At 46.1% G+C, this 14,269-nt stretch carries 18 protein-coding genes; 16 read left to right on the top strand and 2 right to left on the bottom strand.

Annotated features, from left to right (window positions below):
* Positions 1-18: 18 nt before the first annotated feature.
* Positions 19-753, bottom strand: coding sequence for a class I SAM-dependent methyltransferase (locus tag K7397_RS07755; protein ID WP_223067386.1), 735 nt, complete (start codon positions 751-753; stop codon positions 19-21).
* 111 nt (positions 754-864) lie between these two features.
* Between K7397_RS07755 and K7397_RS07750 the strand changes: the two genes are divergently transcribed.
* The gene (locus tag K7397_RS07750; protein ID WP_223067385.1) at positions 865-1,230 is read left to right on the top strand and encodes a hypothetical protein; all 366 of its coding nucleotides are present in this window, start codon (positions 865-867) and stop codon (positions 1,228-1,230) included.
* Between the two features lie 165 nt (positions 1,231-1,395).
* On the top strand, positions 1,396-2,244 hold the full coding sequence (locus K7397_RS07745; protein WP_223067384.1) for a halocarboxylic acid dehydrogenase DehI family protein: 849 nt from the start codon (positions 1,396-1,398) through the stop codon (positions 2,242-2,244).
* Between the two features lie 246 nt (positions 2,245-2,490).
* Here the strand turns inward: K7397_RS07745 and K7397_RS07740 are convergent, their stop codons facing one another.
* Complete coding sequence (locus tag K7397_RS07740) at positions 2,491-3,066, bottom strand: LURP-one-related family protein (protein ID WP_223067383.1); 576 nt, start codon at positions 3,064-3,066, stop codon at positions 2,491-2,493.
* 250 nt (positions 3,067-3,316) lie between these two features.
* Here K7397_RS07740 and K7397_RS07735 point away from each other — a divergent pair, with 250 nt between their 5' ends.
* The 14 genes from K7397_RS07735 to K7397_RS07675 all read left to right on the top strand — a co-directional run bounded on the left by K7397_RS07735 (position 3,317) and on the right by K7397_RS07675 (position 13,627).
* Positions 3,317-4,240 (top strand): PLP-dependent cysteine synthase family protein, encoded by a 924-nt coding sequence (locus K7397_RS07735; RefSeq protein WP_223067382.1) that lies wholly within the window; start codon positions 3,317-3,319, stop codon positions 4,238-4,240.
* A complete protein-coding gene (locus tag K7397_RS07730) occupies positions 4,241-5,374 on the top strand; it encodes a bifunctional cystathionine gamma-lyase/homocysteine desulfhydrase (protein WP_223067381.1) in 1,134 nt (377 codons plus the stop codon). It abuts the gene before it with no gap.
* A gap of 208 nt (positions 5,375-5,582) precedes the next feature.
* Positions 5,583-6,515 (top strand): FUSC family protein, encoded by a 933-nt coding sequence (locus K7397_RS07725; RefSeq protein ID WP_223067380.1) that lies wholly within the window; start codon positions 5,583-5,585, stop codon positions 6,513-6,515.
* Positions 6,516-6,570: 55 nt separating this feature from the next.
* The gene (locus K7397_RS07720; RefSeq protein WP_223067379.1) at positions 6,571-6,900 is read left to right on the top strand and encodes a winged helix-turn-helix transcriptional regulator; all 330 of its coding nucleotides are present in this window, start codon (positions 6,571-6,573) and stop codon (positions 6,898-6,900) included.
* Positions 6,901-7,013: 113 nt separating this feature from the next.
* Complete coding sequence (locus K7397_RS07715; RefSeq protein ID WP_223067378.1) at positions 7,014-7,517, top strand: YbhB/YbcL family Raf kinase inhibitor-like protein; 504 nt, start codon at positions 7,014-7,016, stop codon at positions 7,515-7,517.
* A 312-nt stretch (positions 7,518-7,829) separates the two neighbouring features.
* Positions 7,830-8,576, top strand: coding sequence for a metallophosphoesterase family protein (locus K7397_RS07710; protein WP_223067377.1), 747 nt, complete (start codon positions 7,830-7,832; stop codon positions 8,574-8,576).
* 42 nt (positions 8,577-8,618) lie between these two features.
* On the top strand, positions 8,619-8,726 hold the full coding sequence (locus tag K7397_RS22165; RefSeq protein WP_223067376.1) for a GNAT family N-acetyltransferase: 108 nt from the start codon (positions 8,619-8,621) through the stop codon (positions 8,724-8,726).
* 56 nt (positions 8,727-8,782) lie between these two features.
* Positions 8,783-9,076 carry a hypothetical protein gene (locus K7397_RS21380; RefSeq protein ID WP_237690758.1) on the top strand — a complete coding sequence of 98 codons (294 nt, stop codon included), beginning with the start codon at positions 8,783-8,785 and terminating at the stop codon, positions 9,074-9,076.
* Positions 9,061-9,276: a hypothetical protein gene (locus K7397_RS21375; protein ID WP_237690757.1), complete on the top strand. Its 216-nt coding sequence runs from the start codon at positions 9,061-9,063 to the stop codon at positions 9,274-9,276. Before K7397_RS21380 ends, K7397_RS21375 begins: the two co-directional genes overlap by 16 nt.
* A 52-nt stretch (positions 9,277-9,328) precedes the next feature.
* Positions 9,329-10,042 (top strand): Type 1 glutamine amidotransferase-like domain-containing protein, encoded by a 714-nt coding sequence (locus K7397_RS07695; protein ID WP_223067375.1) that lies wholly within the window; start codon positions 9,329-9,331, stop codon positions 10,040-10,042.
* 122 nt (positions 10,043-10,164) lie between these two features.
* A complete protein-coding gene (locus K7397_RS07690) occupies positions 10,165-10,782 on the top strand; it encodes a cyclase family protein (RefSeq protein ID WP_223067374.1) in 618 nt (205 codons plus the stop codon).
* Positions 10,783-10,797: 15 nt separating this feature from the next.
* A complete protein-coding gene (locus K7397_RS07685) occupies positions 10,798-11,244 on the top strand; it encodes a GNAT family N-acetyltransferase (RefSeq protein ID WP_223067373.1) in 447 nt (148 codons plus the stop codon).
* 403 nt (positions 11,245-11,647) lie between these two features.
* Positions 11,648-12,130, top strand: a complete 483-nt coding sequence (locus K7397_RS07680) for a LysM peptidoglycan-binding domain-containing protein (protein ID WP_223067372.1) — start codon at positions 11,648-11,650, stop codon at positions 12,128-12,130.
* Between the two features lie 318 nt (positions 12,131-12,448).
* Positions 12,449-13,627, top strand: a complete 1,179-nt coding sequence (locus tag K7397_RS07675; protein WP_223067371.1) for a tyrosine-type recombinase/integrase — start codon at positions 12,449-12,451, stop codon at positions 13,625-13,627.
* The last annotated feature ends 642 nt before the right edge of the window (positions 13,628-14,269 follow it).

The raw sequence follows: 14,269 nt of genomic DNA, 5'->3' as shown, positions 1-14,269 counted from the left end.
GGAGCCGATCCTGGATCGTTAACCCGCGGGTTTGCTGCCAATGAGAACGGCATAGCTGAGTTCGGTCCCGTATTGGCTGATAAAAGATTGATTTTGCTCCATAAAGTCCGTTACTTCGGGGTCCATCAGCCTGCTGACATCCAGGATCTGGTTTGGATCTCCCCATGGAATAGCATCCTGGGTTCCCGGCAGCGGTTGTGCCCTTCCTTCGTCAGCCCATACTTGTGGATGTGTGAGACCCGCAGCTCTCAGGCGTTCTACCCAATCGCCGATCAAGGGGAGGGAATGAATGCCGTACAACTCCCGCATTTTATTTTCCAGCTTCCGGTTCTTCCTCTTGCCAAACAACTCGCGGTCAAACAGCCGTCCGCCAGGCGCAAGCACTCTTGCATATTCGGAGAATGCCGCATCGGGATCAACAAACAGCGTGACGGATTCTGCGAACACATAATCGAAGGTATTGTCCTCAAACGGGAGATAGGCAAGGTCCCCTTCGACAAAACGGACATCGGCCTGTTCGACGCGGGCTCTGGCCCGTGCTTTCGCCAGCATTCTCGGATTATGGTCGAGCGCCGTTACGCTGTAACCCAGTTCGGCCAAATAGCAGGCGGTTCGCCCTGTGCCGCAGCCTACCTCCAGGATGGTTGAGCCTTGCGGAAATGGAAATGCCTTCAGCAGCCTTACGGTTCCTTCAAATCCCCCGGGATGGGCTGCTCCTTCCCCGGTGAGTGCGATCATGTCAGCGTATTTCATTGTAGTAGCCCCTTTCGTTATTGAGCTTTAAAGACTGCGCCCTGTTCTTTAACTAACCTGGAAAGAGCGGAATATACTGTTATGAATCAGACGAAGAGGGAGGAAAGATTCATGCAGTTGATCAATCCGATCGATAAAGATACGTGCAAGCCTTACATTGGCCAGCGCGTCTGCGCCATTCTTCACGATGGTACGCAGGTATTTGGCGTCATCAGCGGTGTGACCGAGAATGGAGTGGAATTCAATGGCGCGGTACAAAGTGCCGAGGTGTTGTCCAAAGACCCGCAAAAAGCGAAAAAGCAGCTTGAGAAGATCCATCAGAAAAATAAGTCCAAGCTTCAAACGAAGGCCCAGACCTCTGCCTATGGGCCGGTGGGACCGTACGGAGGCCCTGGCGGCTATGGCTACGGTAGAGCCTTTGCTTTGGAGTGGGCAGCGATTGCGCTTCTTTTTCTACTGCCGTTCTTCTTTATCTAACTGTACAATAAGCGAAAGGACTCTGAAGGAAGAAGACAAGACCCATTCTTGTCTTTTTCTTTTTTTTAGGTAAAAGATGGTAACTATCGGTCTTTTTGCTTCTATTGCATATATACATAAATTAGTGGCAAATCATGCTTGAGAACATGGTTAGGGAGGAGAAACATGCAGGACAAAATGGCGGTTTCGGCATTTCAGGGAAAGAGCTTCGAGTTTATGTCTGAAGAGCTTAGGGGAGATGTAGCCTTCGTGCTTGGGGTGTCGCGTGTTCCTTTTGTCTTCCGGCTGCTTGAGCCTTTTACGGAGTTTTTGGAGAAAGCATGGGTACAAATTAGACCCAGCCTCCTTTCGGACGAAGCAGAGGAGGCCGCATGGTTGCTGCGCAGTCAAACTCTCGCTTTGGCACCGCCTTTGATCAATTGGCGCAGCTTGTACAGTCCCGGTGCCTTCGAAACGTTAAGAAATATCGTAAACGCCAGTTGCGAATTGAATCCCAAGCTGCTGCTCATGGTGAGCAGTTGGCTCGAAGTTTTGAACGGACGCCCCCTTTTAGGAAACGGCAACGAAGCATCGCATTTCTCGAATGCCGTAAAACCGGGAGGGAAGCTGGCCACCGCAACTTATGATGATTCAAGTTTATATGAAAACGCTTTATCTACCAGGCTGCTGCTGGATGAAATTGCACGCGAACATCGCCATTTAATCGTGCCGGAAGATTACAGAATTTTGGCTGCTTATCCGGAGTTTCTGAGGATTCACTGGGGTTACCTGAAGCCGCACATCAAATCTGAGGAATACACCAGGCTTGAGAGCAAGCTGATTGCCGATGCGACTTCATTGGTCCATCAGTTCCCTGCTTCGATTGAACTTTCAGATTATCTGGATCACGATGTTCAGGCGGAGGAAGGAGAGCCAGGCGGCAAAGATCAGTTGACCGGCCTGCTTCTAGTTATTCAGAAACAGCTTGCCGGTCTCATTTTGGATATGGGCTTTTATCGAAAAAGTCTGGTATAAAGTGAAATAAGAGAGGCTTGATATATGCCTGTTTCCGCTGCCCCAAACACGGCTCTGGCCATCAAATGGCCCGGGCCGTTTTGCTGCCCGCATTGGACTGGACGATGGCCCAAACGGCGGAGCTCGTCGCAGAGCTTTGCAGTCTGTCTGCTTTAGCCAAGGTCCTAAGGCGGGCAGATCAGGCAAGCTGTCACCGTGCTGAAACGGATTGCCTTAAGTCGGATGTGATCGCTAGTTTTAAGCCTTTTACTCCTGCTTGCCTTCAATGGAGCAAAGAAGAATCCCGGCGGCTATTCCCAATCTTGGGTCAAGCATCTGCTGCCCGAAGCCGGAGAAATCGACGTTCACTTTGGTGACAAGGGGGCTAAAGTTTTGCTGGAATGTATGTATTTTCTGTCCGTTCATTTCAACATGATAACGTTGAGGAATGATGCTGATAAATCGCCTTATGACTGCCAGAAAAGGATTGTCCTCTTTAATGCGGCCGATTTCCCGGTCTCCCGGGGCAAGAATAATCCATTCGTCTTTCAGGATGGATTTGAGGCCCCTTCTTCGCAAAGCGCCGACTGGTTCGCCGGTTTCCGAATCCGTAACATCGTAAGTCGCCGAGAAATCGAGAAGGCTGCGGGCTTGAATATGCAGCAGTTCGCGGGCCATCGTTTCGTCGTTGTAAAGCCGGATATCCTCCTTTAATTTAAAGGCTTTCATTTCGGAATACAAAATCAATTGCCGGTTGTCATCATAGATATGATATTTGGTGCCCAATAGAGAAAACACTTTCTTTCTGATCACGTATCTGGTACGACCGAATAAGGGATTCATGTTACGACATTCCTCCTGTTCTCTACTATAAGTACTATCTTCTCACAATTTGGTCCGGGCTTCCATAGGGCGAACAAGAAACTGGACAGAACTGAAGAGTTCAAAGCCAATGTCGGCTATGTTTAAAAGGGTTTTGGAGGGATTTGTAAAAATTGAAAAAAGGAATATAATATATATTATTCCAATAGAGTTGGATGGATTTTAAGAGGCCGTTCATTATTTTATGTTTTGTGCCAAAGGAGCTTATAAAATGCGTATTTACCGGAATACATTGGAATTGATCGGCAATACGCCGACGGTGGAGATTACAAGCTATTCTCTTCCGCGCGGAATCCGGCTGTTCGCGAAGCTGGAATTTATGAATCCCGGCGGCAGCGTAAAGGACCGCGTCGGAAAGGCGCTAGTTGCGGAAGCGCTTGAATCGGGCAAGCTGAAACCGGAAGGGACGCTGGTCGAAGCGACAGCGGGCAATGCGGGGATTGGGCTCGCGATGGCCGCGCTCCATCACGGCATTTCAGTCATATTTGCCGTTCCCGAGAAGTTCAGCCAGGAGAAGCAGGAGCTGATGAAGGCGCTGGGTGCAACCATCGTGCATACTCCAACTGCAAAGGGAATGAAGGGAGCGATTGAAAAAGCGCAGGAGCTGGTGGAGTCGATTCCGGGTGCGTACTGCCCCTCGCAGTTCACCAATCCTGCCAATCCCGAGGCCTATTACAACACTATGGGCCCTGAGATTTGGGCTGATCTGGACGGCAGAGTGGATATTTTCGTAGCCGGAGCCGGTTCCGGGGGAACCTTTATGGGAACGGCGCGCTATTTGAAGGAACAAAATCCCGGCATAAAGACGGCAATTGTTGAGCCTGTAGGTTCGATTCTGAATGGCGGCCCGTCCGGTCCGCACAAAACGGAAGGAATCGGGATGGAAATGATTCCGAAGTTTATGGACACTTCCTATTTCGATGCCATCCATACGATAAGCGATGAGGATGCGTTTAACCGGGTGAAGGAACTGGCCAAGCAGGAAGGGCTGCTTGTCGGCAGCTCTTCGGGCGCTGCGCTGCATGCCGCACTGGTTGAAGCGGAACAGGCTCCGGAGGGAGCCTGTATCGTCACTGTTTTTCCGGACAGCAGTGAAAGATATTTGAGCAAAAAGATATATGAAGGAGGCATTTGAATGCGCCGAAAAACGAAACTGATTCATGGCGGAATTTTAGGGGATGAGCATACAGGAGCGGTCAGTGTTCCGATCTATCAAGTGAGCACATACAAGCAGGAGAAAATTGGGGTACATAAGGGCTACGAGTATTCCCGGACCGGAAACCCTACCCGTTTTGCGCTCGAGGAATTGATCAAGGATCTGGAGGAAGGCGTGAGGGGGTTCGCTTTTGGCTCGGGGATGGCAGCTATCCATGCCGTCTTCTCGCTGTTTAGCCACGGCGATCATGTTCTGCTAACTGACGATGTTTATGGAGGCACCTATCGGATCACAAGCAAAGTGCTGAACCGGGCAGGCATTGAGTCAACGTTCGTTGACACTACGAATCTTGAGGCGGTGGAAAAGGAGATTCGCCCCGAGACCAAGGCGCTTTTTGTGGAAACGCCGACGAACCCGCTGCTGAAAGTGACGGACCTGAAAGCCGCTTCGGAGTTTGCGAAACGGCACGGTCTGCTGCTGATCGTGGATAATACGTTCAGCACGCCTTACTGGCAGACGCCGCTTACGCTGGGGGCCGACATCGTGGTGCATTCGGCAACCAAATATATTGGAGGGCACAGCGACGTTGTGGCGGGGCTCGCGGTAGTGAATAGCGAGAAGCTAGCGGATGAGCTTCATTTCATCCAGAACGCGACGGGGGCGATTTTGGGGCCTCAGGATTCCTGGCTGCTCATCCGGGGGATCAAAACCCTGGGTCTGAGAATGGAGGCTGTCGAGAAAAATGCCCGCGCAATCTCTGCCTTCCTTACAGATCATCCCGCGGTTAAGAAGGTGTACTATCCCGGACTGCCCAGCCATCCGCAGCATGAGCTTGCAGCACGGCAAGCCGGGGGATTCGGCGGTATGATCTCCTTCGACGCGGGCAGCGCCGCCAAAGCGGAAGAAGTGCTGAGCAAGGTGAACTATTTTTCATTGGCGGAAAGCCTTGGGGCGGTGGAAAGCCTGATTTCGGTTCCCGCCCGGATGACGCATGCTTCGATCCCGGCGGAACGCCGCGCAGAGCTGGGAATTACGGACGGCCTTATTCGGATCTCGGTCGGCATCGAGGATCAGGAGGATCTGATCGAAGACTTGAAGAGCGCTTTGGAATAGTTGATAGACAAAGGATGGAACAGGGATGTCCCGAATGGCTAACGCTATAAGGGGCATCTCTTTTGTATAATATGATATTTTCATGAATTATCAGAAAATAAGCTCCAAAATCGCCGCAAACAGATGCTTAGCGGCGATTTTTAGTTGATGCCGTTTTAAACAATCCTATATAATACTCTTCTGAACTGTATTAGGGGTTGATTTTCGAATGAAGTGGGTCATAGGTTTGCGGAATATTAAGACGGGCATCGCTATTTGTGTCTGCCTGATCGTCTCTGCGCTGTTGCATTTGGAATATCCTTTCTACGCGGCCATTGCAACGATTATATCGATGGAGAATTCGATCACCAATTCTTTTACGGCTGGCAAGCATCGGACGATGGGAACTATGGTCGGGGCAATCGTGGGGGCCAGTTTTGCGTTCATTGAGCCAGGAAATGCTGTATATTGCGCTATTGGAGTCATGGTTGTCATCTATCTATGCAATTTGCTGCACTGGAAGAAGTCTGTTTCCATCGGCTGCATTGTGTTTCTGGCCATTATGCTGAATCTGCAGAATGGCGAAAGCCCTATGTCTTACGGCCTGAACCGGATTATTGATACCGTGATCGGGATTGTGGTCGCCGTCATTGTCAATTATGCCGTTTTTCCGCCGAGACACGAGGTCAAGCTGCACAAAGCCCGCAAAGCGCTGGCGAAACGGATGGCTCAAATTTTCGAGGAGATGGCAGAGCTTGGCGAAGAAGCGGACTTGAAAGGACTCAGAGCTGAACTGAACAGCTTGGAAAAGTATTATGAGCTGTGCAGGGATGAGTTTCATCTTAAAAAGGATATCAGCGAAACGATGGACCAGATCGGAGATGAAATTGAGTCCTACCGGCACATTTACGAGCACTTGATCATTTTGCGAAGACTTGTGGACGAACACCACCTGGAGTTGAAAGGGATAAATTTTGAGGACGTAGACGATTCGAATACGGAGCCGCTTGCCGGAAAGGTTCATTCTCAGGATCAAGATCAAGATCATGTAGGGATCGTGTACAATTACCATGTGAACTGGATTTATAAAGAGTTGCAGAAGCTTGGGCTGCCAGTGCCCCTGCATATCCGCCAATTCGGCCATAACGTATCCCGGGCTTAACCGTATATGGCAAACGTGTAATGGGTAATGGCAAGAACAAAGAAGGTGCATTGTGATGAAAATACGTGAAAAGTTTACATGCCCATTGGAACTGACACACGACATGATAAAAGGGAAATGGAAACCTATTATTTTATGGAGACTCAGGCTTGGAAAAACCTCATTGTCTAAATTGGAACGAGATATCGAAGGCATCACCCAAAAAATGCTGCTCGAGCAATTAAAAGAATTGATAGAATTTGGCTTTGTTCGTAAAAAGGTGCATGAAGGATATCCTTTGCGTGTCGAGTATTTCTTAACCAAGCCGCAGGGAGAACGAATTTTAGAAGCCCTTCATATTATGCAGCAAATAGGCATTGATTACTTGCTTGAACATGAAAAATAGCGATTCTCATACCTACTAAAAAGTAAGTAATACACAACTGAAACGATTTACATTACAATCGATTTGTAATCAGGAACTGCGCAGCTCCTTGAATAAACAGGGAGGATACAAATATGATTGTAACAAGTTCGGGAATTAGAAATGGGAAGATTCACGATAAATATGGCAAACGGGGAGCATCCTTTAATGAAAACGGAGTACCCACCTGCTCGATCCCGTTAAAAATTGAAGAGGCCCCTAAAGATACGGTATCTTTTGCTCTAGTCTTAGAAGATAAGGACGCGTATCCGGTGACAGGAGGATTTTCTTGGGTGCATTGGCTCGCCGCTAATATAACAAGAAATGAGCTTTTTGAAAACGAAAGCCAAACCGCCAACGATTTTGTACAGGGTGCAAATAGTTGGATTAGCATTCAAGGCGGACAGCAAAGCAAGGCTCTCTCCAGCTTTTACGGCGGAATGACTCCGCCGGATTGCCCTCATTTGTATGAAATTCATGTCTATGCGCTTGATACGATGCTTGATCTTGAGAACGGCTTTCTAATGAACGAATTGTATCGAAAAATGGATGATCATATTGTGGATCAGTTCACGATGAAAGCAGTTTATGATAATTAGCTGCTAGTTATTTCCAAGACAAGAGCAGCCATTGACAGGATAACGAAGTGACGAAAAGAAACACTAATTGCAATTACTGTAGAACCGTTTTAAACTAAAATAAGTTATACTGAGGTAAGAATAAGTGAGGAGCCGTGCTCGGTACGGCTCCTAAGTACAACAAACTGCATAATGAGCAGTCGGCCGCTAAGTGGTCGAAATAGACCGTTTCCTTAGGCAGGGCGGTCTATTTCTCTTTGAGGTAATTTGATTATCAGATGATCTTAGCTGGAGATAATGGCCTAAATATACATAAAATAGGAGTTAATTTATATGCATGAGTCGATTGCCATTATTTCAGATATACACAGCAATAGTTTGGCACTGGAGGCTGTATTAAAAGATATTTCAAACCGGGGCATTTCCTCAATCGTTAATTTGGGAGACAGTTTGTTCGGTCCCATTGACCCGTTAGGTACGGCCCAGCAACTGATGGCTCACAAAAACATCATTCATATTATGGGGAATTGCGACCAGATTCTGCTGGCTGAAGATATCAATTCTGCTACTTATAAATTTGTAAAGCCCTTGACCAATAACGAGATCGAGAATTGGATTCGAACATTTAAGGACACGTGGGTATTTGAGGACATTTTATTTTGTCATGGAACTCCGTTTTTAAATGACCGGTATTTATTGGAAGAGGTAGATGGATCAGGCGTTCGTTACAAGAAACCGGATCAACTTTCCAAGGAATTGCAAGAAGTTCCGCAGCATTATATATTTTGTGGCCACAGTCATGTGTTTAAAGCCATATTTTTACCAACCGGCAAGTTCATCGTTAATTCGGGCAGCGTAGGTTTGCCTGCTTATTATGACGATCTGCCATTTCCACATGCGATGGAATCGAATTCACCCCATGCGGAATATGTAATTGCTCATAAGGCTTCAGGAATAACATGGAGTATTGAGCATGTAATGGTTCATTACGATTGGGAAAAAGCTAGCTCTATTACTAATAAAAACGGACGGGAAGATTATGCGTATGCTGTAAAGACTGGGAGAGCTTTTTTAGAGTAATTCTTAGTACCCTAGTGAAACGATGAAACACCGGAACTGGGCATGGCTGTTCGATCTGAATTTAGGGGCAAAGGTATTGGAACAGAGTTAATAAAAACCTTGTTACATCAAGCAAAAGCGAAGGGTCAAGGCAATATCGTTAAGCGTTGACCTTCATAATCCCGCAATGAAATTGTATCAACGTTTTGGAAGGAGGTTTATATATCATGATCAGATTGTGTAACACCTCGGATACGGAAATCATCGGTCAGATTATTAATGACGCCGCACCTGCTTATAAAGGAGTAATTCCAGACGACAGGTACCACGAACCATACATGACTATAGAAGAATTGAAGCATGAAGTGAACGATGGCGTAGTATTCTGGGGTTACGCAGAAAATGATGTTCTGTTGGGAGTGATGGGGATTCAGGATAAAGGGGACGTGTCAGGCACGCTTATGTACGAACCAACCAACGCGGCAGTGGAATCGGTACAAAGCTTTTGTCTCATCTGGTGACTCTGACAGATAAACCGATCTTGATAGGAACCTGGGATTCGGCAGAATGGGCCAAAAAATTTTACATTAAGAATGGCTTCAGACTTGTTTCATCCCATGAGAAGAAGCGCTTATTAAATACATATTGGAATGTTCCTGAAAGACAAATTGAGACATCTGTAGTTTTATGCGACAGTCAATGGGAGCCGAAACGGATTTAGGAAGTAAGGGAGCAATTAACGCATCCCAATCACATGACCAGGAGATGATTCCATGAAACAAATCATTGCAATGGGCGGGGGCGGGTTCTCTATGGAACCTGAAAATCCGCTATTAGATCAATATATACTTAAACAAGCTTCGTCAAGAAAACCAAAAGTTTGTTTTGTGCCTACAGCGAGCGGAGATTCAGAAGGATATATTAATGGGTTTTATAAAGCGTTTGATCAGCTTGAATGTATACCTTCACATCTTTCCTTGTTAAAGCCACCAACGGGCGATTTGGAAGACTTTGTTCTGGATAAGGATATTATTTATGTAGGTGGAGGAAATACAAGAAATTTGCTTATCTTATGGAAAGAATGGAAGCTGGATACATACTTGCGACGAGCATGGGAGAATCAAACCGTTTTGGCAGGCATCAGCGCCGGCTCCATTTGCTGGTTTGAGCAGGGGGTAACGGATTCGATCCCAGGTCAACTTACAAAGCTCGATTGCTTAGGCTTTCTCAGCGGCAGCAATTGTCCTCACTATGACGGAGAAGCAGACAGAAGAGCGAGCTATCATCAATTGATGAAGTCAAACGAGGTCATAAGCGGCAAAGCAGCAGACGATGGGGTGGCGTTTCATTTTGCAGATCAAGAGGTTTACCGAGTGGTTAGTTCACGTCCGTCTGCAAGAGCCTATCAGGTGGAGAAAATGATTGATGGCGAAATCCAAGAAACTGAGATTGTACCCGTTTATTTAGGGACAAATGAAGCGTTGTAAGAAGTGAGCGGGACAATATTTCGCCCATCATATTCCCAACTGGGTCAACAGCAAACAGTAATTTTTCACAATAGTCCAAGCTTTTGTCCATTTTACTTCAGCCGTAACAGGAGGAGAAAAAAATGATTATTGACCTCTCCCATATCATTCAAGACGGAATGCCGGTGTATCCGGGAGATTCTGAGACCGTATTGGTACAATCCAAACAAATCCGGAAGGATTATTACAATAATCACCAGTTGAGTGTAAATATGCATGCAGGTACGCATATCGATGGTCCCATGCATCTGCTCGATATCCAAGAGTGTCTCAGCGAGTTTCCGATCGAGACATTTATAGGTGAAGGATGTTTGCTGGATGTTACCGGAGAAAGCATCATTGATTACAAAGAAGAGTATGAGCAACTCATTAAGCCGAATCAAATTGTGATTGTGCATACGGGCCACAGCCAGTTCTATGGGGAGTCGAAGTATTTTGAGGATTACCCGGTGCTGACGCCGCAATTTGCGGAGCTGTTAGTTCGAAAACGCGTCAAAATGGTAGGTCTGGATACACCTTCACCAGATAAGTATCCGTTTGAAGTACATAAAACTCTTTTTCAAAACAGAATTCTGATTATCGAGAACCTCACCCGTTTGGAACCATTGAAGAGCGCCAAATCGTTCGAAGTGACGGCACTGCCTCTCCCTATTCAAGCTGATTCTTCCATAGCCCGTGTGATTGCTCGGATTATGGATTAATTGAGGAGAATTTGTATGCCTGAAAATAAATACGTCAGGCTTGCATCTGTTCATGATGCAGCAGCCCTTGTCCGGCTTAATCGGGAGTTTAACGGAGTGGAAATGAGTATGGCTGAGGTTGAGCAAAGCTTGATGCAGGCTAACGAATTGGTCGCGGTGGCTATTTTGAATGAAGAATTGGTTGGGTTTGCTTGCGCGCAGTCTTTTTCATCGTTTTGTTACCATGAGCTGCAAGGGGAAATAACCGAAATGTATGTGGAAGAGGGAGCCAGAAGGAGAGGACTGGCTTCACAAATCCTTGTTTTCCTGGAGAAAGAGCTCACCGGACGCGGGGTTACAACCATAAAGATTGTAACGGGAAGCTCCAACCAAACGGCCATTCAAACCTATGAGAAATCAGCATTCATTCAGAAAGATCGCGTTATTTTGGAAAAGAAAGCAGCCCTTCACAAACTGGAATAGAATTAGAGAGGATGGAGGCTTTGAGGGCCTCCATTTTGTTTTGTGCTAGGGTAATCATGATCACTCAGACTCATTGTATGAGCCCGGCAGGTGGATTCCTCACTGCACAATAGCGAACAGATTATCCCGGGAAAAGCTCATGCAAGCCTTTGATTATTGCAGATCTACAGTAAAAATGATGAATACAACTGTAACCGAAATCTCGTTGATAAAAACGGAGTATAGGAACAACATTTGCATAAATGCTCCGATCATTGCAACTACAATGCTAAAAGAGTAATGGTTGGGAGAGCTATCCAATCCAAGCAAAAAAAAATTTTCGAATTTGTCAATGGACATTTAACCAATAAGGGCATTCGCACATATGGTGTGGGGAAAAGAATATTCCAAGGAGGCAAAACTTATGGAACAACCGTTTTTTCCGGGTCGTGCTTTCGGCCCTGGGCCATTCTTTAGCCCGTTTTTTCATCCTTTCTTTTTCCCGAGACGTCGATTTTTTCCGTTTTTTTTCATTTCCCCTTTCTTTTTCCCGTTCTTCCGAGGAGAAGAGACCCGAGACGGCATGTATTACAAGCAGCACCAATGCAAAGATGGAGATACCTTTGGGAGTCTGGCACAAATGTACAATTGTCCCCAGCCGATTCTTGAGGCCATGAATCCGCATATTCAAGATCCGAGCGCGTTGATGCCGGGGAACATTGTCAACATTCCGCGTTTGGATAAAATGTATTGCCACAAAATGTACTTAGAACAAGAAGCCTCCCAGACTGATGCATATCCGGGATCCACAGCACCCATGACATCTCCATATGGTGGTATGCCGGCTTATCCTATGGAATATGCACAGCCTAATAAATCTTATATGGAAAATTATCCGAAATACTAAAGGTAAAGTTGTTGGATAACCAATACTATTCGCCCGATCCTTGCCCCATGAGCAAAGAATATTATTTGAAGCTGCTTAAGGATGATGGCTCTGAAGTGATTGTTGCGGAGGACAAGGGGTTACTCTTTTTCGATGGGGTTGTCAATAATTAGAAGGAAATTAAACATGATGCGACGAAATGATATACTAATGAACTGATAACTTGCCCCGAAAGCATCGTGAGGTTGGTTGTTCTCATTGACGAGAGCGGCTAACCTCTTTTTATTTGGTTTCCAAAAACTTCAAATGCATATATACTCAAGGAAGGGAATGGTTAAAATGGAGCTGTCCATCGAGAAGTATGATGATCAGTATGTATCGGTCCGTATATTTCGTTTCGCTCAGGAAGACCTTGACAACATCAGGCGAATCCCAGGTAGACGTTGGCTTCCAAAGCTCGGCATCTGGCTGATCCCTAAAACAGTATCCGTATTGGATGGACTTGTTGAAAGTTTTGCTTACTGCCAAAGTGTTCAAATTTCTCCCGATCTGCTTGAGGGAAATGCCAAGCTTTGGCAATGGTCACAGCAGCTAAAACCTGAGTATTCCATAAATGCAGGTTTAAAAACGGGTTCAAGTAAACGGCAATGGAATGATTCGGAAAGTGCCAAGCTGAAGCGGCAGCTGAACTTGCGCGGATATAGTTCAAAGACGGTTAAAGCTTACTTGGGGCAAGTCAGAAGGTTTTATGAGTTTGCGGAGTCCCTGTCGGTTGCTGTAAACCCGCGTCTTTTGGAGGAGTACGCTCTGCATTTACTAAAGCAGCACTGCTCGCATGCTTACGTGAATCAGGCGATAAGTGCTGTAAAGTTTTATTTTCAGCAGGTGGCAGGCATCCCTGATTCAGTTGTAGCTTATTACCGCCCGAAACCTGAAAAAAAGCTGCCCAACGTTTTATCCAAACAGGAAGTTCTGGCGCTCTTCAGTGCAGTACATAATCTGAAGCACAAAGCCATTCTTATCTTGACCTATTCTGCAGGGCTGCGTGTAGGCGAAGTGGTTAGAATCAGGCTGAGAGATATCGACCGCGATCGGAAAACCCTTTTAATCAGGCAGGGCAAAGGCCGAAAAGATCGTTATACTCTTCTTTCCCAAGCTGCTATTCTTACGCTGGATCAATACATACAAAGTTATAAACCCCAGGAGTGGCTGTTTCCGGGGCAAAATGGAGCTCAGCACCTGACAGAAAGAACTGTGCAAAAAGTATTTAATGAAGCCTTAACCGCGGCGTCTATCGGTAAAACGGTTAGCGTCCATTCGCTCCGGCATTCCTTCGCGACCCATCTGCTTGAGGATGGAATCGACCTTAGGTATATCCAGGAGCTTCTTGGCCACCAAAGCAGCAAAACGACTGAGCGTTACACGCATGTCAGCGTGAAGGATGTCCGAAAAATCCAGAGCCCTTTGGATCGGATGATGTTGGAAGGAGAGGAGAAGGTGGGGCGGGATGACGGATGAACACTTCGTAAACATGAAGTTGAATGGGATGTTCCCGAAAGATATTTGCGAAGTTCGGGAAAAAGACGTTAGGCAACATTAAGTCTGAAGTGCAATCACTCAACGACTTTTGTTTTAGCGAAGATCCTGCCTAAAAAATGATAACACCCTCAAAAAACAAAAAGAGCTTTTTCAAAAGAAAGACAAAGCATCACTTTACTATTAGGGTCGTGAGGAGGAAAACCGCGTTTTTTGGATCACGACCCTAATAGTAAAGTAATTCAAAACGGATCATGATGTCAAAGTCTATTTTGAAAGAATAGGAACTTATGTTCTTGTTTTTTTAAAAGATATCTTTATGTATCTTCAATTCTTTTAGGCAGGATCAATATTTCATAGGGAAAGAAAACAAATATGAAATTGGCATGAAACAAACCGAACGGCACGTGATTGCAGGAAATTTCAGGATGTGTATGGAATTATATAGGGATAAGGAACAGACTTAACGTCGCCTAACATCGCATTTCCGCTGCGGGTCGTCGCTTTGCGCCGTCCCTTGGTCCGCCAGATGTATTTTCGAGGAAGATATTTCTGCGGACACATCCATTCCCCTAAGATAAGAGTTATCTAAGGGGAATGGACGTCGGAAATACTGAGACGTTA

Origin of the sequence: Paenibacillus caui (genome assembly GCF_019904135.1) — a bacterium.
GTDB classification, from domain to species: domain Bacteria; phylum Bacillota; class Bacilli; order Paenibacillales; family Paenibacillaceae; genus Fontibacillus; species Fontibacillus caui.
This window is presented reverse-complemented; position numbering and strand designations above follow the sequence as displayed.

Bases quoted from the DNA above. Each gene is read 5' to 3' on its own strand.
- K7397_RS07755 (WP_223067386.1), bottom strand. From the start codon at position 753: ATGAAATACGCTGACATGATCGCACTCACCGGGGAAGGAGCAGCCCAT.
- K7397_RS07750 (WP_223067385.1), top strand. From the start codon at position 865: ATGCAGTTGATCAATCCGATCGATAAAGATACGTGCAAGCCTTACATT.
- K7397_RS07745 (WP_223067384.1), top strand. From the start codon at position 1,396: ATGCAGGACAAAATGGCGGTTTCGGCATTTCAGGGAAAGAGCTTCGAG.
- K7397_RS07740 (WP_223067383.1), bottom strand. From the start codon at position 3,066: ATGAATCCCTTATTCGGTCGTACCAGATACGTGATCAGAAAGAAAGTG.
- K7397_RS07735 (WP_223067382.1), top strand. From the start codon at position 3,317: ATGCGTATTTACCGGAATACATTGGAATTGATCGGCAATACGCCGACG.
- K7397_RS07730 (WP_223067381.1), top strand. From the start codon at position 4,241: ATGCGCCGAAAAACGAAACTGATTCATGGCGGAATTTTAGGGGATGAG.
- K7397_RS07725 (WP_223067380.1), top strand. From the start codon at position 5,583: ATGAAGTGGGTCATAGGTTTGCGGAATATTAAGACGGGCATCGCTATT.
- K7397_RS07720 (WP_223067379.1), top strand. From the start codon at position 6,571: ATGAAAATACGTGAAAAGTTTACATGCCCATTGGAACTGACACACGAC.
- K7397_RS07715 (WP_223067378.1), top strand. From the start codon at position 7,014: ATGATTGTAACAAGTTCGGGAATTAGAAATGGGAAGATTCACGATAAA.
- K7397_RS07710 (WP_223067377.1), top strand. From the start codon at position 7,830: ATGCATGAGTCGATTGCCATTATTTCAGATATACACAGCAATAGTTTG.
- K7397_RS22165 (WP_223067376.1), top strand. From the start codon at position 8,619: ATGGCTGTTCGATCTGAATTTAGGGGCAAAGGTATTGGAACAGAGTTA.
- K7397_RS21380 (WP_237690758.1), top strand. From the start codon at position 8,783: ATGATCAGATTGTGTAACACCTCGGATACGGAAATCATCGGTCAGATT.
- K7397_RS07695 (WP_223067375.1), top strand. From the start codon at position 9,329: ATGAAACAAATCATTGCAATGGGCGGGGGCGGGTTCTCTATGGAACCT.
- K7397_RS07690 (WP_223067374.1), top strand. From the start codon at position 10,165: ATGATTATTGACCTCTCCCATATCATTCAAGACGGAATGCCGGTGTAT.
- K7397_RS07685 (WP_223067373.1), top strand. From the start codon at position 10,798: ATGCCTGAAAATAAATACGTCAGGCTTGCATCTGTTCATGATGCAGCA.
- K7397_RS07680 (WP_223067372.1), top strand. From the start codon at position 11,648: ATGGAACAACCGTTTTTTCCGGGTCGTGCTTTCGGCCCTGGGCCATTC.
- K7397_RS07675 (WP_223067371.1), top strand. From the start codon at position 12,449: ATGGAGCTGTCCATCGAGAAGTATGATGATCAGTATGTATCGGTCCGT.